A 20,534-nucleotide genomic window follows, 5' to 3' on the forward strand; every position below is an offset into this window, starting at 1 on the left:
TCATCCCTCTCTATTCAGGTGAATGAACATTCATCGACCGGATCCCATTCCCGTCAGCGCGGAAGCAGAGCGCTGCGCAGCGTGTCGAGGCCGACGCCGCCCAGGTCGAGCGCCTTCTTGTGGAAGTCCTTGAACGAGAAGGCATCTCCCTCGGCGGCACGGACTCCGTCGCGCACCTGCTCCCAGATGCGCTGGCCGACCTTGTACGACGGCGCCTGTCCCGGCCAGCCGAGGTAGCGGTTCACCTCGAACTGCACGAACTGATCCGACATGTTCACGTTCTGGCGCATGAAGTCGAGTGCATAATCCGCGTCCCACACTCCGGTGCCGTCGAGACGCGGCTTGCCCAGGTGCACACCGATGTCGAGGACGACGCGGGCGGCCCGCATCCGCTGTCCGTCGAGCATGCCGAGCCGGTCGGCGGGGTCGTCCAGGTAGCCGAGCTGCTCCATCAGACGCTCCGCGTACAGAGCCCAGCCCTCGGCATGACCCGAGGTTCCCGCGAGCAGCCGACGCCAGGAGTTGAGCTCGGCCCGGTTGTACACCGCCTGAGCGATCTGCAGATGGTGACCCGGGACGCCCTCATGGAAGACCGTGGTGAGCTCCCGCCACGTGTCGAACTCCGTGACGCCCTCGGGGACGGACCACCACATACGACCGGGACGTGAGAAGTCGTCGGTCGGGCCGGTGTAGTAGATCCCGCCCTCCTGCGTGGGGGCGATCATGCACTCGAGCGTGCGAATGGCTTCGGGGATGTCGAAATGCGAGACACCGAGTTCAGCGACGGCGCGGTCGCTCGTCTCCTGCATCCACTTCTGGAGAGCGTCGGTGCCGACGAGCTTGCGCGCGGGGTCGGCTTCCAGGTGGGCGACCGCTTCCTCGACGGACGCACCGGGGAGGATCTCGTTCGCGATCGCGGTCTGCTCCTCGACCATGCGCGCGAGTTCCTCACGCCCCCACTCGTAGGTTTCGTCGAGATCGATGGTCGCCCCGAGGAAGCGACGCGAGTTGAGCGCATAGAGATCACGACCCACCGCGTCGTCGTCGCCTGCGGCAGGAGCGAGCTCCTCCGCGAGGAAACGGCGCAGCTCGTCATAGGCGACACGGGCCGAGGCCGAATTGTCGGCGAGAGTGCGGGCGAGAGACGCGGGCAGCTGCCCCTCCTCGGGGTCCGCGTTCGCGACGAATGCGGCGAAGAAGCCGTCATCGGCGGTGTAGCGGTCGACCTGCGTCGCCACCTCGGTCACCTGCCTGCGCGCCGGCACGATGCCTTCAGCGATACCCGTCCTGAGGGTCTCGACGTAGCCGCGAAGGGCATCGGGCACCGCGGCGAGGCGGGTCGCGATCACGTCCCAGTCCTGCACCGTCGCCGTGGGCATCAGGTCGAACGCCGCGCGCACATCCTGTGCGGCAGAAGCGATCACGTTGAGATCGCGCAGGTGCCACTTCGCGTCGTGCAGCTCGAGGTCGAGCCGGAGCTCGGCACCGAGGTCGGTCTTCGTCACCTCGTCGATCGCGTCCACGGGCTCGAGCGCGGAGAGCTTGTCCAACGTCGCACGCGTCGCCGCAGCGATCTCCTCATGCCCGGCGGGGCTCAGGTCGCCGAAGCGGTCGTTCACCTCGTCGCGCCCGATGTAGGTGCCGAGAGTGGGTGCCAGAACCGCGATCGTGTCGACCCATTCATCGGCGACGGCGTCGATGGCGGAAGGGGTGCGGGGAGCTGAAGTCATAACTGCCAGCCTAGCCCCGGCCCCTCCCACGGCGGAGGTCAGTGCGCGGCTTCGTTCCAGTCACGGCCGCGGCCGACCTGAACATCGAGCGGCACCGACAACTGTGCGGCATCACCCATTCGAGCGCGGACGATCTGCTCCGTGGCGTCCCACTCCCCCGGGGCGACCTCGACGACGAGTTCGTCATGGATCTGAAGCAGCACGCGCGAGGACAGCTGCTGGGAGCGAAGGTCGTCGTGGATGTGGAGCAGCGCGATCTTCATGATGTCGGCGGCGCTCCCCTGGATCGGCGCGTTGAGGGCAGCGCGCTCGGCGTTCTCCCGCAGTACCCGGTTCGGGCTCGCGAGGTCGGGGAACGGCCGACGGCGCCCGAAGATCGTCTCGGTGTAGCCGACCTCTTTCGCCTTCATGACCGAGGCGCGCAGATAGTCGCGCACCGCGCCGAATCGTGCGAAGTACTCCACCATCAGCTGCTTGGCCTCGGACTGCTCGATGCGCAGCTGCTTCGAGAGCCCGAACGCCGAGAGTCCGTAGACGAGTCCGTAGGACATCGCCTTCACCTTCGTGCGCATCGCCGGAGACACCTCGCTCGGCTCGACCCCGAACACGCGGGCGCCGACGAACCGGTGCAGGTCCTCGCCACTGTTGAAAGCCTCGATCAGCCCCTCGTCGCCGGACAGATGGGCCATGATGCGCATCTCGATCTGCGAATAGTCGGCCGTCAAGAGAGCGTCGTACCCCTCGCCGACTTCGAATGCGCTCCGGATACGGCGCGATTCCTCCGTACGCACCGGGATGTTCTGCAGATTGGGATCGGTACTGGACAGTCGCCCGGTCTGGCTCCCCGTCTGCACATACGTCGTGTGCACGCGGTGGTCGTCGCCGATCGCCGTGTCGAGGGACTCGATGATCTGCCGGAGCTTGGTGGCCTCACGGTGCTGCAGCAACAGGCTGAGGAACGGGTGCGGGTTGCTCTCCTGCAGGTCGGCGAGTACCGCGGCGTCGGTGGAGTAGCCGGTCTTGGTTTTGCGGGTCTTCGGCAACTGCAGGTCTTCGAACAAGACCTCCTGCAGCTGCTTGGGTGAACCGAGATTGAACTCACGACCGACGACCGAGAACGCCTCCTGCGCGAGTCCCTCGGCGCGAGCGGCGAGCTCGCCGGAGAACGTGGAGAGCACCTCGTGCGAGACCGCGACGCCCGCGACCTCCATGTCGGCGAGTGTGAGCAGGGTCGGCAGTTCGATGTCGACCAGGACAGCGGCGACCGACTCGGGGATGTCTTCGCGCAGCGCATCGGCGACGCGCAACGCGAACCACGCCTCCTGCGACGGTGTGGCTCCCTCGGTCTCGGGCACCAACTGGGACGGGTCGGCCTCGGGCAGCTTCTCGCCGAGGTAGCGCTCGACCAGGTCGGACAGGGTCTTGTCCGGGAAGCTCGGCCGCAGGAGCCACCCGGCCAGGCTCGTGTCATAGGCGAGACCGCGGAGGCGGATTCCCTGACGGATCAGGGCCTTCACCTGCGGCTTCGCATCGTGCAGCACCTTCGGCGCGTCGGACTCGATCCATTCGCGCAGAGCCTCTGCGGCGCTCTCCGTCCAATCCGACTCGCGGAGGTCGGTGAGAGTCGCGGCGCCGATCCGTGTGGGGGAACCTCCCTGCGTCATGATCCGCAGGGAGACATCGCCGTCCTGCGCGACAGCCCAGGCCGCCAGCTCCGCGGGTGACGTCTCGACCGGTGCGGGCACCACGACGACCGACGCCGGGTCGTCGGCGACCTCCCCGGCTCCGACGGCCTCGAACACCCGCGGTAGCAGGGTGCGGAACTCGAGCCGGGCGAAGATGTCGCGCACGGCCTGCGCATCGATCGGTGCCACGGCCAGGTCGGAGGGCCCGACCGGGAGCTCGACATCGGTGAGGAGACGGTTGAGCTTGCGGTTGCGTCGGACATCGTCGATGTGGTCGCGGAGGTTGCCGCCGACCACTCCCTTGATCTCGTCGGCACGGGCGATCAGCTCATCGAGCGATCCGAACTGCGTGAGCCACTTGACCGCCGTCTTCTCTCCGACCTTCGGAACACCGGGCAGGTTGTCGCTGGTCTCGCCGACCAGGGCCGCGATGTCGGGGTACTGCTCTGGACGCACACCGTAGCGCTCCTGCACGGTCGTCGGGTCATAGCGCTTGAGCTGCGAGACGCCCTGCACCGACGGGTAGAGCAGGGTGACGTCGTCGTTCACGAGCTGGATGGTGTCACGGTCTCCGGAGACGACGAGCACCTCGAAGCCCTGCTCGGCGCCCTGTGAAGCGAGCGTCGCGAGGATGTCGTCGGCCTCGATCCCCTCCTTCGTCAGGACAGGGATCGACATGGCGGCGAGGCAGTCCTGCAGAAGCGGGATCTGACCCTTGAACTCCTGCGGCGACTCGGAACGCGTGGCCTTGTACTCGGAGTACTCCTCAGTGCGGAAGGAGTGACGCGAGGTGTCGAAGGCGATCGCCAAGTGCGTCGGCTGCTCGGCTTTGATGAGGTTCACCAGCATCGAGAGGAAGCCGTAGATGCCGTTGGTGTGCTGATTGTCCTTGGTCGTGAAATTGTCGACCGGGAGCGCGAAGAAAGCACGGTAGGCGAGCGAGTGGCCGTCGACGACCATGAGGGTAGGCTTTGCGGAGTCCGTCACCCTGTCAGCCTAACGAGGACGACAGACACCCGCTGAGGAGGATGCATGAGCGACGTCGCGACGAGCGAGGGACTCGACTGGGCCACGGCCCGCGGAATGGGTGCCCTGGCCGAGAAGATGGGCATGGAGTTCGTCGAGTTCGGCATCGACCGTTGTGTCGCGACGATGCCTGTCGAAGGCAACACCCAGCCTGTCGGCCTCATGCACGGTGGCGCGTACGTGGTGCTCGGCGAATCGCTCGGTTCGATGGCGGCGAATCTGCATGCCGGTACCGGCCGTCTCGCCGTCGGCGTCGACATCAACGCGACGCACACCCGATCGGCCACGTCGGGCGTCGTCACCGGCGTATGCACACCGGTGCACCTGGGACGGAGCATCACCGTGCACGAGATCGTGGTGACCGACGATCAGGGACGCCGCTGCTCCACGATCCGCATCACCAACATGATCAAGGACCTTCCCGCCGCGAACTGAGCGGTTCCTCGAGCAGTCGCTGGAACAGCAGATGGTCCTGCCACTCCCCCGCGATGCGGAGGTACTTCGGCGCCATGCCGATGCGCTCGAAGCCGTTGCCGATCAGCACGCGTTGGGAACCGAGGTTGTGCAGCAGGGTGGCGGCCTGGAGCCGGTGAAGGCGGAGCTGCGTTCGTGAATACTCGATGAGCTGAGCGACCGCGCGACTCGCGAGGCCGCGACGCAGCCGCGTGGCATCGACCCAGTAGCCGAGGTCAGCGCTCCAGAACGCACCCCGGACGATGTTGTTGATGTTCATCCGACCGCGGATCTCCCCGTCATCGGATTCGATGACGAAGCGGAGACTCCGCCCGGCGTCCGCGTCTTCCACGCAGAGCTGTGCGTGCTGCTCCTGCGCGGCGACGGTGAAGAACGCCTCCGAGCGCGCCGGCTCCCACGGCGCAAGATGTTCGCGATTCGCGACATACGCGCGGGCGAGTGCAACCCCATCCCCCTGCCTCACCGGCCGCAGGATGTGCTCGGTATCGAGCCGGATCGTGCCGGCGCTCACCGCTACTTCTTGGGGGCGAGCTGCTCGATGATCGCCTTGGCGACGTCCTGCATCGTCAGACGACGGTCCATGGATGCCTTCTGGATCCAGCGGAACGCCTCAGGTTCGCTCAGACCCATCTTCTCGTTGAGCAGGCCCTTGGCCCGGTCGACGAGCTTGCGGGTCTCGAAGCGCTCGACCATGTCGGCGACCTCGGCCTCGAGCGTGATGATCTGCTCGTGACGAGCCAGCGCGATCTCGATCGCGGGCAGGAGGTCGTTCGGGGTGAACGGCTTCACGACGTACGCGAGCGCACCGGCCTCGCTCGCGCGCTCGACGAGCTCCTTCTGGCTGAACGCTGTGAGCAGGACGACCGGCGCGATGTTGCCCTTGTGCAGCTTCTCCGCGGCGCTGATGCCGTCGAGCTGCGGCATCTTGACGTCCATGATGACGAGGTCCGGTCGGAGCTCGGTCGCCAGAGCGACCGCGGTCTCTCCATCCCCCGCCTCGCCCACGACATCGAAGCCGTTGTCGCGAAGGATCTCGACGATGTCGAGACGGATCAGCGACTCGTCTTCAGCGACGACGACGCGTCGGGGTGCGGATGACGTGGGCTGCTCAGCCTGCTCTTCTTGCTCTGTCACACAACCATCCTAGTGGAGAGCCCCTGTTCGCAGGCCCCAGGCGGTCGGCGCGGAGAATCCGGCTCTCACCTGGATCGTGTCACCGTCGGGTGATTTCGCGGGTTGAGGACTGTTGAGGCTTGATTTTCCGGGGGTGTTGGTGCCTCGTGCGGGGCACTAACGGCGTCGATCTAGACTCGCTCGGTGGGGTGGTTCGTGCGGAAGGTGCGCACCGCGTCGGGTGCGACGGCGGTGCAGATCGCGTCGAAGACCCGTGGTGTGCGGACGATCGTGGAGCACCTCGGCTCCGCGCACGACGATGAGCAGCTCGCGGTGCTGGTCGCGATCGCGCGGGAGCGGATCGCGGAGCTGGCCGGGCATGTCCCGTTCGATCTGGACGGGCTGGGCGCGACGCCGCCGGCCACGACCGCGCCGACGGTGACCGGGTCGAGGTCCAGGTTGTTGTGGGATGTCCTCGAGGACGCCTACGCCCGTCTCGGGTTCGACGCGGTCGGCAACGACACATTCAAGAAGCTGGTCCTGGCCCGCGTCGTCGAGCCGACCAGCAAGGCGGACACGCTGCGGGTGTGGGACGAGCTCGGTGTCCCGGGTGCGCCGTCGCTGTCGACCGTGTGGCGGACCCTCGCCCGCAGCGTTGAGCAGGACTGGCGGTCGAAGATCGCCGCCGCAGCCTACGCGCATGCGACCCGATCTGGCCCGCTCACCGTCGTGCTCTACGACGTCACCACCCTCTACTTCGAGGCGGAGCGTGAAGACAAGCTCCGCAAGGTCGGGATGAGCAAAGAGCGCCGCGTCGACCCGCAGATCCTCGTCGGCCTCCTCGTGGACCAGGGCGGGTTCCCCCTCGAAGTCCACGAGTTCGCGGGCAACAGGGGCGAGACCCTCACCCTGCTGCCCGTCCTCGACCAGTTCCGCGAACGTCACTCCGCGACCGAGGTCGTGGTCGTCGCGGACGCCGGCATGCTGTCCGCAGCGAACCTGAACCGGCTGGAGGACGCCGGGTTCGGGTTCATCGTCGGCTCCCGCACCTCCTCCGCGCCATACGATCTCGCCGAGCACTACGCGACCGTCGGGAACATCGTCACCGATGGGGAGACGGTCGAGACCACCCGAACCATGGGTGCGGGTGTGAACGCGCGGGAGCGGCGAGTGGTGTGGCAGTACTCCCACAAGCGGAAGATCCGCGACAACATCACGTTGAACAAGCAGATCGAACGCGCCGAGCAGATCGCTGCCGGCACCCGCCCGGCGAAGAAGGACCGGTTCGTCACCCTCGGCACCAAGCCCGGCGTGAACTGGGCAAGAGTCGAGAAGGCCCGCGAATACATCGGCCTCAAGGGGTACGTCACCAACCTCAGCACCGCGACGGCTTCCGCTGCAGAGATCGTGGCGGCCTACCATGACCTGTTCCAGGTCGAGGCGACGTTCCGGATGGCGAAGACCGACCTGCGGGCGAGACCGATGTTCGCGTCGACCGCGGACTCGATCCACGCGCACCTCACCGTCGTGTTCTGCGCTCTCGCGATCAGCCGGCACCTCTACAAGACCACCGGCGTGACGGTCCGCCGTATCGTCCGCGCGCTGCGCCCGCTGCGTGACGTCACGATCACCATCGACGGACACGAACTCACCGCGACCACCCCGCCAACGGGGGAAGCCGCCGACATCATCGCCGCACTCCGGCCGGGCGTGGGGCACTAATCTGACACGATCCAGGGCGGATGACGTGGGCTGCTCAGCCTGCTCTTCTTGCTCTGTCACACAACCATCCTAGTGGAGAGCCCCTGTTCGCAGGCCCCAGGCGGTCGGCGCGGAGAATCCGGCTCTCATGCTGCGCTAAAGTCGTAGACGCGACACACGAGCCGGCGTGGCGGAATGGCAGACGCGGAGCACTCAAAATGCTTTGTCCGAAAGGGCGTGTGGGTTCGAGTCCCACCGCCGGCACCGTTTGATGAAGAGAGCCCTCAGTGCTCCTCTGCGAGGACAGCCAGCTCGGCGAGCACCCGGGGATGCGCGAGGATCCGGAAATGCCCTCCGGTGTTGAGGCGGACGTTCTTGGCACCGACGAGTTCGCTGCCCTCCGGGATGTGCGGGTCGAATTCCGCGTAGATCGAGACGATCCGATCGTTCACCGACCGCCTCTGGGTGAGGCTGATGATTCCCGGGTCGTCGGGGGCGAACTCCCGCAGCGTCCGCGAGAGCATCACACGGGCATAGCTCGAACCGCCGAACGGTGTCGCGATCGCCAGCATCGAGCGCACACGGCCGGCCGCCGGTCCCGTCATGACCAGCTTGCCCGCGAGCCCGCCCTTGCTGTGGGCGACCAGGATCACATCCGTGAGGTCATGGCGCTCCAGGAAGTCCCCGACGCTCTGCGCCATCTCCACCACCGGACGTCGATTGCGATGGAGGGTGTCGACGACCTGGACCGGATGGCCTCGCTCATGCAGCGCCGCGACGAGAGGCTGCATGAACTTCCAGGTCTCGTAGACGCCGGGAAGGACAACGATCCGCGCACCGCTCCCGGAGGCGAACGATGCAGGATCCGTGCGGTCGAACATCGCGCGCAGCTGCCAGAACCCCGCGTACGCGTAGTCCGCGCACCACCACCCCGCCTTCCTCAGCGCGCCGATGACGTGCTCCTCGGAAGACGATGCGGACCCATGAGGGAAAACTACCGGATCGCACGGCAGAGGGGGCGGAGCCGAAGCTCCGCCCCCTCGATGCGCGATGTCAGACGCCGGCCTTGTAGATCGGTGCCGCGCCGCGGATCGCATCGCCCACCTTGTGCACGCGCAGGTCGTTGGTCGATCCGACGATTCCGGGAGGGGAACCGGAGATCACGACGACCTTGTCCCCCTCCTGTGCGAGACCGTTGCCGAGGAGATACTCGTCCACCTGGTGATACATCAGGTCGGTGTGCTGGACCATGTCGACCAGGGTGGAGCGGATGCCCCAGGTCAGAGCCATGCGGCGACGGATTCCCGGCTCCGGGGTGAACGCGATCATCGGGATGCGCGAACGCAGACGCGACAGACGACGCGCGGAATCTCCGGACTGCGTGAACACGCAGAGGAACTTCGCCTCGACGAACTCCGCCACCTCGAGAGCAGCGAGCGTGATCGCGCCTCCCTGCGTGCGGGGCTTGGTCGTCAGCGGCAGGATGCGCTCCAAGCCGTGCTCTTCCGTGGAGGCGATGATCCGCGCCATGGTCTCGACGACCACGACCGGGTAGTCACCGACACTGGTCTCACCGGAGAGCATGACGGCATCCGCACCGTCGAGGACGGCGTTCGCGACGTCCGAGGTCTCGGCGCGCGTGGGAACCGGGCTGCTGATCATCGACTCGAGCATCTGCGTCGCGACGATCACCGGCTTGGCCATCCGGCGAGCGATCTCGACGGCGCGCTTCTGCACGATCGGCACAGCCTCGAGCGGAAGCTCGACGCCCAGGTCACCACGGGCGACCATGATCGCATCGAACGCGTCGACGATCTCTTCCAGCGCATCGACGGCCTGCGGCTTCTCGACCTTGGCGATGACGGGAACCTTGACGCCCTCTTCCGCCATGATCTCGTGAACGCGGGTCACATCGGCGGCATTGCGCACGAACGACAGCGCGATCAGATCGGCCCCGATGCGCAGTCCCCAACGCAGGTCGTCTTCGTCCTTCTCGCTGAGAGCGGGGACGTTGACGGCGACACCGGGGAGGTTGATGCCCTTGTTGTTGGAGACGGCGCCGGCCACGATGACCTTGGTGGTCACCGTGACGCCGTCGGTCTCGACGACCTCGACGCGGACCTTGCCGTCGTCGATCAGCAGGAAGTCGCCCGGCTTGACGTCCTGCGGGAGACCCTTGAAGGTCGTTCCGCAGATCTCCTTGTTGCCGATGATGTCTTCGGTCGTGATCTTGAAGATGTCGCCCTTGGCGAGCTCGTACGGCCCGTCCTCGAACTTGCCGAGGCGGATCTTCGGCCCCTGCAGGTCGACGAGGATTGCGACGGCCCGGCCGGCATCCTCTGCGGCACGACGCACGTTCGCGTAGTTGTTCTCGTGAACCGAGTAGTCGCCGTGGCTGAGGTTCAGTCGCGCGACGTCCACCCCCGCATCGATCAGTGCGCGCACCGTCTCATACGTGGAAGTTGCGGGGCCCAAGGTGGCGACGATTTTCGCGCGTCTCAACAGATACTCCAGGGTAGAAATGGGGGATGTAAATCAGGCGACGGTGCCGGCCTCAGCCTACGCGGGCTGGAGACCGATCGCGACATCACTCGGTCGCACCGGCTCGGGAAGCACGGTGGTGCCCATCAGGAAGCGATCGACGTTCGCGGCAGCTGCGCGACCCTCGGCGATGGCCCACACGATGAGCGACTGACCGCGACCGGCGTCTCCGGCGACGAACACTCCGGGAACCGTTGACTCGTACGACGAGTCGCGGCGGAAGGCGCCACGGTCGGTGACCTGCGGAAGCGTGTCTTCGGTGTACCCCTCCTGCTCGGGTCCGGTGAAGCCCATCGCGATCAGGACGAGGTCCGCGGGGATCTCTCGCTCGGTGCCGCTCTTGGGGACGCGGCGGCCGTCGACGTACTCGGTCTCGGCCACGCGCAGCGCACGCACCTCACCGACGTCGTTGCCGAGGAACTCGACGGTGGACGCGAGGTACACCCGCTCTCCACCCTCCTCGTGAGCAGAGGACACCTCGAAGATCGTCGGCATCATCGGCCACGGCTGGTGGTCCGGACGGACGTCGCCCGGCTGCATGCCGATCGCCAGGTTGGTGACGCTGAGAGCACCCTGACGGTGCGCGGTTCCGATGCAGTCCGCGCCGGTGTCTCCACCGCCGATGACGATGACGTGCTTGCCCTCTGCGCTGATCTGGTCGGTGACCTTGTCGCCCGCGACCGCGTGGTTGGACTCGACGAGGTACTCCATGGCGAAGTGCACCCCGTCGAGGTCACGGCCGGGGATGGCGAGGTCACGCGGAACCGTGGACCCCGTCGCGATGACGACTGCGTCGTAGCGGGCACGCAGATCGGGCCAGGAGATGTCCTTGCCGATCTCCACGCCGGCACGGAAACGCGTGCCTTCCTCCTGCATCTGGCGAAGGCGCGATTCGAGCTGCGTCTTCTCCATCTTGAAGTCCGGGATGCCGTACCGCAGCAGGCCGCCGATGCGGTCGTCCCGCTCGAAGACCGCGACCGTGTGCCCGGCACGGGTGAGCTGCTGCGCGGCAGCGAGACCCGCGGGGCCCGATCCGACGACGGCGACCGTCTTTCCCGTGAGGCGTTCGGGCGGCTCCGGCTCGACCCACCCCTTCGCGAAGGCCTCATCGATGATCGAGACCTCGATCTGCTTGATCGTGACCGCCGGCTGGTTGATGCCGAGCACGCACGAGCTCTCGCAGGGCGCGGGGCACAGCCGCCCCGTGAACTCCGGGAAGTTGTTCGTGGCGTGCAGGCGCTCGATCGCCGCGCGGCCCTCACCGCGCCAGGTGAGGTCGTTCCACTCGGGGATCAGGTTCCCGAGCGGGCATCCCTGATGACAGAACGGCACGCCGCAGTCCATGCAACGTCCGGCTTGACGACGAAGGACCTGCTTGTCGCCCGGCTCGTAGACCTCTTTCCAGTCCATGATGCGCACAGGCACCGGACGTCGTGCGGGAAGTTCCCGCTCGGTCACCTTCAGAAAGCCTTTGGGGTCAGCCACCGGTCACCTCCAGGATGCGGTTCCAAACGATGTCGCCGTCGGGGTCGATCCCCTCGGCCAATGCTTCTTCGCGCATGCTCCGCACCGCGGCGAAGTCGCGAGGAAGTACCTTCACGAACTCCGCGGCGACATCATCGAAGTTCTCGAGGAGCGCGGAGGCCCGCGGTGAGGCCGTGCGCTCGGCATGCGCGACCAACAGGCTTCGCAGCACCTCGAGATCTGCGCGATCGAGTGGTTCGAGCAGCAGTTCTCCACTCCCGAGCGACTGCGCGTTCACCTTGCTGGTGTCGAGGGCGTGCACGTAGGCCACTCCCCCGGACATACCGGCGCCGAAGTTGCGGCCGGTCGAGCCGAGGATCACAGCTAGGCCACCCGTCATGTACTCGAGCGCGTGGTCGCCCACTCCCTCGACGACGGCGGTCGCGCCCGAGTTGCGGACGAGGAAGCGTTCACCGACGACACCGGAGATGAACATCGTCCCCGACGTCGCGCCATAGCCGATCACGTTGCCGGCGATCACGTTGTCCTCCGGAGCGATGGAGGACCCTCGCGGCGGGCGGATGGTGATGTCTCCACCGGACAGCCCCTTGCCGACGTAGTCGTTCGCGTCGCCCTCGAGTCGGAGCACGATGCCCGGCGGCAGGAACGCGCCGAGCGACTGCCCCGCGGTGCCGTGCAGTGTGACGTCGATGGTTCCCTCAGGCAAGCCGGCGGCACCGTGGCGCGAAGTGACCTGGTGCCCCAGCATCGTCCCCACGGCACGCTCGGTGTTCGCGATGGGCAGCTCCGCCACGACGGGTTCGCCGTTGAGCAGCGCCCCCTTCGCGATGTCGATGAGCTGCACGTCGAAGTGCTTCTCGAGTTCGTGATCCTGCGCGCGGCCGCTGCGACGCGGCTCGCCCGCCGGGAAGACCGGGCCTTCGAGCACGGGTGTCAGGTCGAGACCCTCTGCCTTCCAGTGCTCCACGGCGGCGTTCACCTCGATGAGATCAGCGCGCCCGATCACCTCGTCGAGAGAGCGGTATCCCAGCTCAGCGAGGAGTTCGCGCACCTCTTCGGCGATGAACTCCATGAAGTTCACGACGAACTCCGGCTTTCCTGTGAAGCGCTCGCGCAGCACCGGGTTCTGGGTCGCGACGCCGACCGGGCAGGTGTCGAGATGACAGACCCGCATCATGATGCAGCCGCTGACCACGAGGGGCGCCGTCGCGAAACCGAACTCCTCCGCTCCCAGCAGCGCACCGATGATCACGTCACGACCGGTCTTGAGCTGACCGTCGACCTGCACGACGACACGGTCCCGCATGCCGTTGAGCATGAGCGTCTGCTGGGTCTCGGCGAGACCGAGCTCCCACGGCGTGCCGGCGTGCTTGAGCGAGTTCAACGGGCTCGCTCCTGTTCCACCGTCGTGGCCGGAGACGAGGATCACGTCGCTCAGAGCCTTGGCGACACCCGCCGACACCGCACCGATGCCCGACTGGCTCACCAGCTTGGTATGGATACGCGCCTCGGGGTTCGCCCGCTTCAGGTCGAAGATCAGCTGCTTGAGGTCTTCGATCGAGTAGATGTCATGGTGCGGCGGTGGCGAGATGAGACCGACACCGGCCGTTGCGTGACGGGTGCGGGCGACCCAGGGGTAGACCTTGGTCGGCGGCAGCTGTCCTCCCTCGCCGGGCTTGGCCCCCTGAGCGAGCTTGATCTGGATGTCGTCCGCCTCGGTGAGGTAGAGGCTGGTCACACCGAAACGACCGGAGGCGACCTGCTTGATCGCGCTGCGGCGTTCCGGGTCGACCAGGCGATCCGGGTCCTCGCCGCCTTCACCGGTGTTCGACTTCCCGCCGATCCTGTTCATGGCGATCGCGAGCGTCTCGTGCGCCTCCCGGGAGATCGAGCCATAGCTCATCGCCCCCGTCGAGAACCTCTTGACGATCGCGGACACCGGCTCGACCTCGTCCAGCGGGACGGGCTTGCGGGTACCGGTGCGCAGCGTGAACAGCCCGCGCAGCGTCTTCAGCTCCGCCGCCTGCTCGTCGACGAGCTTCGTGTATTCCCGGAAGATGTCGTAGCGACGCGTGCGGGTCGAGTGCTGAAGCTTGAACACCGTCTCCGGGTTGAACAGGTGCGGAGAGCCGTCACGGCGCCACTGGTACTCGCCACCGGTCCACAGACGCTCGTGCGCACGCGCCGCCGCATCCTCCGGGTAGGCGTAGTCGTGACGCGCCTGGTTCTCGGCGAAGATCTCCTCGATGCCGACGCCGCCGAGCTTGGACTCGGTGCGCGTGAAGTAGGCGTCGATGAACTCCTGGCTGAGGCCGACGGCCTCGAACACCTGAGCGCCTGCATAGGACGACACGGTGGAGATGCCCATCTTCGACATGATCTTGAGCACGCCCTTACCGAGGGCGTAGATCAGGTTCTTGACCGCCTTCTCGGGCGTGATGCCGTTGATGTAGCCGGTGCGTACGAGGTGCTCGACCGTCTCCATCGCGAGATACGGGTTCACGGCAGATGCGCCGTAACCGATCAGCGTCGCGACGTGGTGCACTTCACGCACGTCTCCGGCTTCGACGATGAGCCCGACCTTCATACGGTTCTCACGCCGGATGAGGTGGTGGTGGATCGCCGACACCATCAGCAGGGACGGGATCGGGGTGAGGTCCTTGTTCGAGTCGCGGTCCGACAGGATGATGAACTCGGCGCCGTTCTCGATCGCCTCGTCGACCTCCGCGCACATCTCCGTGAGACGGTCCTGCAGGGTCTGGGGGCCCGCGTCGAAATGGTAGAGGCCGCGGATGGTCACACTCGACCGGCCGGGCATCGCCTTGTCGATGTGACGGATCTTCGCGAGCTCGTCGTTGTCGATCACGGGGAAATCGAGCGACACGGTGCGGGTGTGCTCCGGCCCCCAGGAGAGCAGATTGCTCTCGGGCCCGAGACCCAGCTTGAGACTCGTGACGACCTCTTCACGGATCGAGTCGAGCGGCGGGTTCGTCACCTGTGCGAACTGCTGCGTGAAGTAGTCGAAGAGCAGTCGCGGACGTTTGCTGAGCACCGCGATAGGCGTGTCGGAGCCCATGGCACCGAGGGGCTCGACGCCGGTCTGCCCCATCGGGGTGAGCAGGATGCGGACTTCTTCCTCGGTGTATCCGAAGGTCCGCTGACGGCGGGTGATCGAGGCCGGAGGGTGCACGATGTGCTCGCGCTCCGGCAGCTCGGCGAGACGCACGGCGCCGGCATCCAGCCACTCCTGCCACGGGTGCATGGTGGCGAGGTCGCGCTTGATCTCGCTGTCCTCGACGATGCGACGCTGTGCCGTGTCGACGAGGAACATCTTTCCGGGCTGCAGTCGGCCGCGACGCTTGATGCGCTCCGGCTCGAACTGCAGCACACCGGTCTCGGAGCCGATCACGACCAGACCGTCGGTCGTCTCCGTCCACCGTCCCGGGCGGAGACCGTTGCGGTCGAGTGTGGCACCGACGAGCGTGCCGTCGGTGAAGATGAGGGCAGCGGGACCGTCCCACGGCTCCATCTGGTTCGAGTGGTACTCGTAGAACGAACGCAGCTCCGGCGAGATGTCGGTCTGCTTCTCGTAAGCCTCCGGAACCATCATCATGATGGCGTGCGGCAGGCTCCGTCCGGTGAGTGTGAGCAGCTCGAGCACCTCGTCGAAAGAGGCGGAGTCGCTCGCGCCGTCGGTGCAGATCGGCAACAGCGGATCGATGTCGCCGAGCAACTCCGATTCCAGCTGCGACTGGCGCGCACGCATCCAGTTGCGGTTCCCGCCGACGGTGTTGATCTCACCGTTGTGCGCGAGCATCCGCAGCGGCTGCGCGAGCGGCCATGACGGGAAGGTGTTCGTGGAGTACCGGGAATGCACCACCGCGAGCTCTGACGCGAAACGCTCGTCCTGCAGGTCGGGGTAGAACGGTTCGAGCTGCAGCGTCGTGACCATGCCCTTGTAGCCGAGCGTGCGGGCCGAGAGCGAGACGAAGTACGCGCCGAGTTCGTGTCCTGCACGCTTGCGCAGGCGGTAGGCGACACGGTCGAGGGCGATGCCCGTGAGGGGCGCATCGGCGTGGGTCGCTCCCCCGGCGCTCACGAAGAGCTGCTCGAAGGCGGGACGCGCCTCATCGGCGAGCTTGCCGAGGTTCTCGTTGGCTGTGGGGACATCGCGCCACCCGAGGACACGGAGTCCTTCGGAGCGGGCGATCTTCTCGATCCCGGCCTTCTGCTGACGGCGCTCGCTCGAATCGCGAGGCAGGAACGCCAGCCCCGCGGCATACTCGCCCACCGGCGGCAGCTCGAAGCCGACCACAGCGCGGAGGAACGCATCGGGCATCTGCGTCAGGATGCCCGCACCGTCTCCGGTTCCGGCGTCGGAACCGATGGCACCACGGTGCTCCAGATTGCGAAGAGCCTGAAGGGCCAACGCGATGATGTCGTGCCCGGCTTCGCCGCGCAGCGTGGCGACCATGGCCAGGCCGCAGGCGTCCTTCTCGAACGCCGGGTTGTACATGCCCTGCTTCGGGGGGTATGCGCCGGAGGCGCCGTAAGGGGGCTGGAAGTACACCAGTTACCGTCCTCAGATCGTCGAGTGAAACCCGGGGACGACGTCGGCCCGCTCGTTCAGTGCAATGGTTCTCCCGCCACGAGGCGGCGTTATCGAGAGCCGTCCTCGCTCGTGGGAGCAGTGCTTGTGGCGGTGGCTCCTGCGGTGACTTCTTCGGTCGGAGGCTCGCTCACGTCTACGAAGTCAGAGGGATTGTTCTGCGATTGTACATCAGCGTCCGCGTCGGTCCGTTCGCGGCCCGGCTGATACGGCGAGGGCTCGAGACCGGGGTGGCGACGCGTCTGCACGATGAGGATCGCGAGACCCACGAGGACGCCGATGATGGCCGCGAGGACGTTGCTGCGCAGCCCCAGGATGATCTCGCTCGGGTCGATGCGGATCGACTCCCAGACGATGCGTCCCGCGCTGTACCAGATGAGGTACATCGCGAACAGGCGACCCCACTGGAAGAAGAGCTTGCGGCCGAGCCAGAGCAGGACGATGACGCCCAGCCCGTTCCACAGCACCTCGTAGAGGAAGGTCGGGTGGAACAGCGTGCCCTCGGGAAGACCGGGAGGGAACGCGGAGTTCGTGGACTCGATCTCCAGTCCCCACGGCAGGTCGGTGGGGAGGCCGAAGAGTTCGTGATTGAACCAGTTGCCGAAGCGTCCCATGGCCTGCGCCAGCAGCAGCCCCGGCGCCAGAGCGTCGGCGAACGTCCAGAAGCGGATGCCGGTCCAGCGGCAGCCGAGATACGCACCGATCGCGCCACCGATGAGCGCACCGAAGATCGCGATACCGCCCTCCCAGATGGCCCACACCGAGCCCGGTTGGAAGGGGTTCCAGGTGTTGATGCCCTCGCCGAAGTAGTCGTTCGGGTGGGTGAGGACGTGGAAGATCCGGGCGCCGATGATCGCCAGGGGCACCGCGAGGATCGAGATGTCGATCACGACCCACGGCTCCGCACCGCGCTTGGTGAGACGGTGGTTGGTCAGCAGCGTCGCGGCGATGATGCCCGCGATGATGCACAGCGCATAGAAGTGGATCCGTATGGGCCCGAGGTCGAAGTAGGACACCGGGGGGCTCGGGATGCTGGCGAGCACACCGGTGAAGGTGCTGTGGAGCGCGAGTGACATGAGTGCGATTCTAGTTCTCGTGATCGGGGCGCGCCGACGAGGTGCCGGCGGCCAGGTTGCGGGTGACCTCGGCGAGGGCGGGGACGCCGCCGTCGCGCAGGGCACGGACGAGGGCTGTGCCGACGATGGCACCGTCGGCGTACTCCGACACCCCGGCGATCTGCTCGGCCGTGGAGATGCCGATGCCCACGCACGCGCGTCGGGCGCCGTGCGCGCGCAGACGTCCGACGAGGGTGCGTGCGGCGCGGTCGAGTTCGGCGCGTTCGCCCGTGATACCCATCGTCGAGACGGTGTACACGAACCCGGTGGACGACGTCACGACGAGGTCGAGCCGCTCGTCGGAGGAGGTGGGCGCAGCCAGGAACACACGGTCGAGGCCCGTCCGCTCGCTTGCGGCGATCCACTCCCCCGCGGCATCGGGCGTGATGTCGGGCGTGATGAGTCCGGCGCCGCCCGCGGCGAGCAGGTCATCCGCATAGCGGTCGACGCCGTACTGCATGACCGGGTTCCAGTACGTCATGACGAGGACCGGCACATCGGTCGCAGCCGTGATGGCGCGGATCGCCGTGAAGAGGTCGGCCATCCGGAAGCCCGCGGCCAACGCTGTGGTGGTCGCCTCCTGGATGATCGCGCCATCCATCACCGGGTCGCTGTAGGGCGGGCCGAGCTCGATGATGTCGACACCGTTCTCGGCGAGGGCGATCGCCGCCTGGATGCTCGTCTCGAGGTCGGGGAATCCGACGGGCAGGTAGCCGACGAACGCGCTGCGGCCGGCGTCCTGGGCGCGCTGGATCGCCTGTTCGACTCGGCTCATAGCTGGGGCTCCCCCTTCGATGCAAGCTCTTCCTCGGCGCTCTCCTCCGCGACTTCGTGGGCCAGAGCGGCCTGGTCGTAGAGCTCGAAGTAGCGGGCTGCGGTGTCCATGTCCTTGTCGCCACGACCCGAGAGACACACGGCGATGAGTCCGTCGGGGCCGAGCTCGCGCCCGATGCGCAGCGCACCGGCGAGGGCATGAGCCGATTCGATGGCGGGGATGATCCCCTCCGTCCGACTCAGCAGACGCAGAGCCTGCATGGCTTCGTCGTCGGTCGCCGGGATGTACTCGGCGCGGCCGATGTCCGCGAGCCAGGCGTGCTCCGGGCCGACACCGGGATAGTCGAGCCCCGCGGAGATCGAGTGCGACTCGATCGTCTGGCCGTCCTCATCCTGGAGCACGTAGGTCTTGGCGCCGTGAAGCACTCCGGGCCGCCCACGCTCGATCGATGCCGCGTGCTTCTCGGTGTCGACGCCGTCACCCGCCGCCTCCACGCCGTAGAGGGCGACGCCCTCATCGTCGAGGAACGCATCGAACATGCCGATCGCGTTCGACCCGCCGCCCACGCACGCGAGGACCGCATCGGGGAGCCGTCCGACCTCGTCGAGGAGTTGTGCACGCGCCTCCTCACCGATGATCTTCTGGAAGTCGCGGACCATCGCCGGGAAGGGGTGCGGTCCTGCGGCGGTGCCGAAGATGTAGTTGGTGGTCTCGACCGACGCCACCCAGTCGCGGTAGGCATCGTTGATCGCGTCCTTGAGCGTGCGGGAACCGGACGTCACCGGAACGACCTCCGCACCGAGCAGGCGCATGCGGGCCACGTTGAGCGCTTGACGCTCGGTGTCGACCTCACCCATGTAGATCGTGCAGTCCAAGCCGAACAGCGCCGCAGCGGTGGCGGTCGCGACGCCGTGCTGTCCGGCGCCCGTCTCGGCGATCACGCGGGTCTTGCCGAGCCGCTTGGTCAGCAGCGCCTGTCCGAGGACGTTGTTGATCTTGTGCGAACCCGTGTGGTTGAGGTCTTCCCGCTTGAGGAAGACGCGTGCCCCACCGGCGTGCTCGGCGAACCGCGGCACCTCGGTGATCGCGGACGGCCTCCCGGCGTACGAGCTCAGCAGGTGCGCGAGCTCAGCCCGGAAATCCGGGTCGACGATCGCCGCCTCGTACGCCACGGTCAACTCGTCGATCGCGGCGATGAGCGACTCGGGCATGTAACGCCCGCCGAATTCGCCGAAGAAGGGGCCGTGCTGGTCGCGCAGGCTCATTATGCCTCCAGGAAACGCGTGAGAGTGGCGACGGGGTCGCCGGTGACGAGAGCCTCGCCGATCAGGACGACGTCGGCGCCGGCGGAGCGGTAGTGCGCGACGTCTTCGGGGGTGAGCACTGCGGACTCGGCGATCTTCACCGCGGTGTCCGGGATCCGATCCACCAGGCGACCGAACAGGTCGCGGTCGAGTTCGAGTGTCTTCAGATCACGCGCGTTCACACCGATCAGCGGAGAACCGAGGTCGATGGCGGCTTCGAGCTCCTCGGCCGAGTGCGTCTCGACGAGAGGGGTCATGCCGAGTTCGGTGATGAACCCGAAGAGGTCTCGAAGCACCTCGGAGTCGAGACCGGCGACGATGAGGAGGACGAGATCAGCGCCCGCGGCACGGGCCTCGAGGACCTGGTAGCGGGTGGCGATGAAGTCCTTGCGCAGCACCGGCAGCGAGACCCTGGCGGTGACCGCCTCGAGGTCGGCGAGGCTCCCCCCGAATCGACGTTCCTCGGTCAGCACGCTGATCGCCGAGGCGCCTCCCTCTTCGTAGAGAGATGCCTGGAGCGCCGGGTCGGGGATCTCCGCGAGAGCGCCGCGCGAGGGGCTCGCGCGCTTGACCTCTGCGATGATCTTCACACGATCGGCCGGCGCGAGGAACGCCAGCGCGTCCTTCGCGGCGGGACGCGCGAGCGCATCGCGCTCCACGGCGGCCAACGGGCGCGACGAGGCGCGACGCTCAGCGTCTGCGACAGCGCCGGCCGTCAGGTCGGCGAGGACCATTAGTGCGCCTTCGGAGCGTACTTCGGACCCTTCACGCCATAGCCGGCCCTGGCCAGCACCCAGCCCATGATCGCGCCGATGGGAACGAGAGCGATCGAGATCATCACGAGGACCGGCTGCTCGAAGCAGAACGCGACAGTGGCGGCGGCGACGCCGACCAGCATGATGACGACGGCGGTCCAGGCGGCAGGCGAATGTCCGTGGCCGGGATCGGCGATCGGGTTGGTCATGTTCTCCTCCGG

At 66.9% G+C, this 20,534-nt stretch carries 15 protein-coding genes and 1 tRNA gene; 3 read left to right on the forward strand and 13 right to left on the reverse strand.

The genetic code is table 11. The features are described from left to right. Nucleotides 1–53: 53 nt before the first annotated feature. The gene (locus LRQ07_RS08725) at nucleotides 54–1,730 is read right to left on the reverse strand and encodes a DUF885 domain-containing protein (protein ID WP_256536410.1); all 1,677 of its coding nucleotides are present in this window, start codon (nucleotides 1,728–1,730) and stop codon (nucleotides 54–56) included. A gap of 38 nt (nucleotides 1,731–1,768) precedes the next feature. Further along, nucleotides 1,769–4,402 carry a DNA polymerase I gene (gene polA, locus LRQ07_RS08730; protein ID WP_256536411.1) on the reverse strand — a complete coding sequence of 878 codons (2,634 nt, stop codon included), beginning with the start codon at nucleotides 4,400–4,402 and terminating at the stop codon, nucleotides 1,769–1,771. 45 nt (nucleotides 4,403–4,447) lie between these two features. Here polA and LRQ07_RS08735 point away from each other — a divergent pair, with 45 nt between their 5' ends. Further along, on the forward strand, nucleotides 4,448–4,876 hold the full coding sequence (locus LRQ07_RS08735; protein WP_153244124.1) for a hotdog fold thioesterase: 429 nt from the start codon (nucleotides 4,448–4,450) through the stop codon (nucleotides 4,874–4,876). On the opposite strand, the gene LRQ07_RS08740 is transcribed toward LRQ07_RS08735, so the two are convergent. Both LRQ07_RS08740 and LRQ07_RS08745 read right to left on the reverse strand, forming a co-directional pair. After that, nucleotides 4,851–5,426 (reverse strand): GNAT family N-acetyltransferase, encoded by a 576-nt coding sequence (locus LRQ07_RS08740; protein ID WP_232761847.1) that lies wholly within the window; start codon nucleotides 5,424–5,426, stop codon nucleotides 4,851–4,853. The two genes, LRQ07_RS08735 and LRQ07_RS08740, sit on opposite strands and share 26 nt — an antisense overlap. A 2-nt stretch (nucleotides 5,427–5,428) precedes the next feature. After that, nucleotides 5,429–6,049: an ANTAR domain-containing response regulator gene (locus LRQ07_RS08745; protein ID WP_017830602.1), complete on the reverse strand. Its 621-nt coding sequence runs from the start codon at nucleotides 6,047–6,049 to the stop codon at nucleotides 5,429–5,431. Nucleotides 6,050–6,232: 183 nt separating this feature from the next. Here LRQ07_RS08745 and LRQ07_RS08750 point away from each other — a divergent pair, with 183 nt between their 5' ends. Beyond that, nucleotides 6,233–7,750 carry an IS1634 family transposase gene (locus tag LRQ07_RS08750; protein ID WP_076689818.1) on the forward strand — a complete coding sequence of 506 codons (1,518 nt, stop codon included), beginning with the start codon at nucleotides 6,233–6,235 and terminating at the stop codon, nucleotides 7,748–7,750. A 160-nt stretch (nucleotides 7,751–7,910) separates the two neighbouring features. Further along, a tRNA-Leu gene (locus tag LRQ07_RS08755) sits at nucleotides 7,911–7,993 on the forward strand. 20 nt (nucleotides 7,994–8,013) lie between these two features. Here the strand turns inward: LRQ07_RS08755 and LRQ07_RS08760 are convergent. The 9 genes from LRQ07_RS08760 to LRQ07_RS08800 all read right to left on the reverse strand — a co-directional run bounded on the left by LRQ07_RS08760 (nucleotide 8,014) and on the right by LRQ07_RS08800 (nucleotide 20,522). After that, entirely contained in the window at nucleotides 8,014–8,610 is a 597-nt protein-coding gene (locus LRQ07_RS08760; protein ID WP_256536412.1) for an esterase/lipase family protein, read from the reverse strand. A 172-nt stretch (nucleotides 8,611–8,782) separates the two neighbouring features. Then, nucleotides 8,783–10,231 (reverse strand): pyruvate kinase, encoded by a 1,449-nt coding sequence (pyk, locus tag LRQ07_RS08765; RefSeq protein ID WP_131491032.1) that lies wholly within the window; start codon nucleotides 10,229–10,231, stop codon nucleotides 8,783–8,785. Between the two features lie 57 nt (nucleotides 10,232–10,288). Beyond that, nucleotides 10,289–11,755 carry a glutamate synthase subunit beta gene (locus LRQ07_RS08770; RefSeq protein WP_134353723.1) on the reverse strand — a complete coding sequence of 489 codons (1,467 nt, stop codon included), beginning with the start codon at nucleotides 11,753–11,755 and terminating at the stop codon, nucleotides 10,289–10,291. Beyond that, nucleotides 11,748–16,271, reverse strand: a complete 4,524-nt coding sequence (gene gltB, locus LRQ07_RS08775; protein WP_256536429.1) for a glutamate synthase large subunit — start codon at nucleotides 16,269–16,271, stop codon at nucleotides 11,748–11,750. Before gltB ends, LRQ07_RS08770 begins: the two co-directional genes overlap by 8 nt. A 143-nt stretch (nucleotides 16,272–16,414) precedes the next feature. Beyond that, nucleotides 16,415–17,440 (reverse strand): prolipoprotein diacylglyceryl transferase, encoded by a 1,026-nt coding sequence (gene lgt, locus LRQ07_RS08780; protein ID WP_047519559.1) that lies wholly within the window; start codon nucleotides 17,438–17,440, stop codon nucleotides 16,415–16,417. Nucleotides 17,441–17,450: 10 nt separating this feature from the next. Further along, nucleotides 17,451–18,254, reverse strand: coding sequence for a tryptophan synthase subunit alpha (gene trpA, locus LRQ07_RS08785; RefSeq protein WP_232761842.1), 804 nt, complete (start codon nucleotides 18,252–18,254; stop codon nucleotides 17,451–17,453). Beyond that, nucleotides 18,251–19,519 (reverse strand): tryptophan synthase subunit beta, encoded by a 1,269-nt coding sequence (trpB, locus tag LRQ07_RS08790; protein WP_256536413.1) that lies wholly within the window; start codon nucleotides 19,517–19,519, stop codon nucleotides 18,251–18,253. The genes trpA and trpB overlap by 4 nt, the downstream gene beginning before the upstream one ends. After that, nucleotides 19,519–20,292, reverse strand: a complete 774-nt coding sequence (gene trpC / locus LRQ07_RS08795) for an indole-3-glycerol phosphate synthase TrpC (protein WP_256536414.1) — start codon at nucleotides 20,290–20,292, stop codon at nucleotides 19,519–19,521. Before trpC ends, trpB begins: the two co-directional genes overlap by 1 nt. Next, nucleotides 20,292–20,522: an HGxxPAAW family protein gene (locus LRQ07_RS08800; RefSeq protein WP_256536415.1), complete on the reverse strand. Its 231-nt coding sequence runs from the start codon at nucleotides 20,520–20,522 to the stop codon at nucleotides 20,292–20,294. Before LRQ07_RS08800 ends, trpC begins: the two co-directional genes overlap by 1 nt. Between the last annotated feature and the right edge of the window lie 12 nt (nucleotides 20,523–20,534).

The sequence above is a fragment of the Microbacterium sp. J1-1 genome (assembly GCF_024498615.1).
Taxonomy (GTDB): domain Bacteria; phylum Actinomycetota; class Actinomycetes; order Actinomycetales; family Microbacteriaceae; genus Microbacterium; species Microbacterium aurugineum.

Coding starts and splice junctions, on each gene's coding strand:
- lgt (WP_047519559.1), bottom strand. CDS start 17,440: ATGTCACTCGCGCTCCACAGCACCTTCACCGGTGTGCTCGCCAGCATC.
- trpA (WP_232761842.1), bottom strand. CDS start 18,254: ATGAGCCGAGTCGAACAGGCGATCCAGCGCGCCCAGGACGCCGGCCGC.
- LRQ07_RS08800 (WP_256536415.1), bottom strand. CDS start 20,522: ATGACCAACCCGATCGCCGATCCCGGCCACGGACATTCGCCTGCCGCC.
- trpB (WP_256536413.1), bottom strand. CDS start 19,519: ATGAGCCTGCGCGACCAGCACGGCCCCTTCTTCGGCGAATTCGGCGGG.
- LRQ07_RS08735 (WP_153244124.1), top strand. CDS start 4,448: ATGAGCGACGTCGCGACGAGCGAGGGACTCGACTGGGCCACGGCCCGC.
- LRQ07_RS08760 (WP_256536412.1), bottom strand. CDS start 8,610: ATGTTCGACCGCACGGATCCTGCATCGTTCGCCTCCGGGAGCGGTGCG.
- LRQ07_RS08725 (WP_256536410.1), bottom strand. CDS start 1,730: ATGACTTCAGCTCCCCGCACCCCTTCCGCCATCGACGCCGTCGCCGAT.
- gltB (WP_256536429.1), bottom strand. CDS start 16,271: ATGTACAACCCGGCGTTCGAGAAGGACGCCTGCGGCCTGGCCATGGTC.
- trpC (WP_256536414.1), bottom strand. CDS start 20,292: ATGGTCCTCGCCGACCTGACGGCCGGCGCTGTCGCAGACGCTGAGCGT.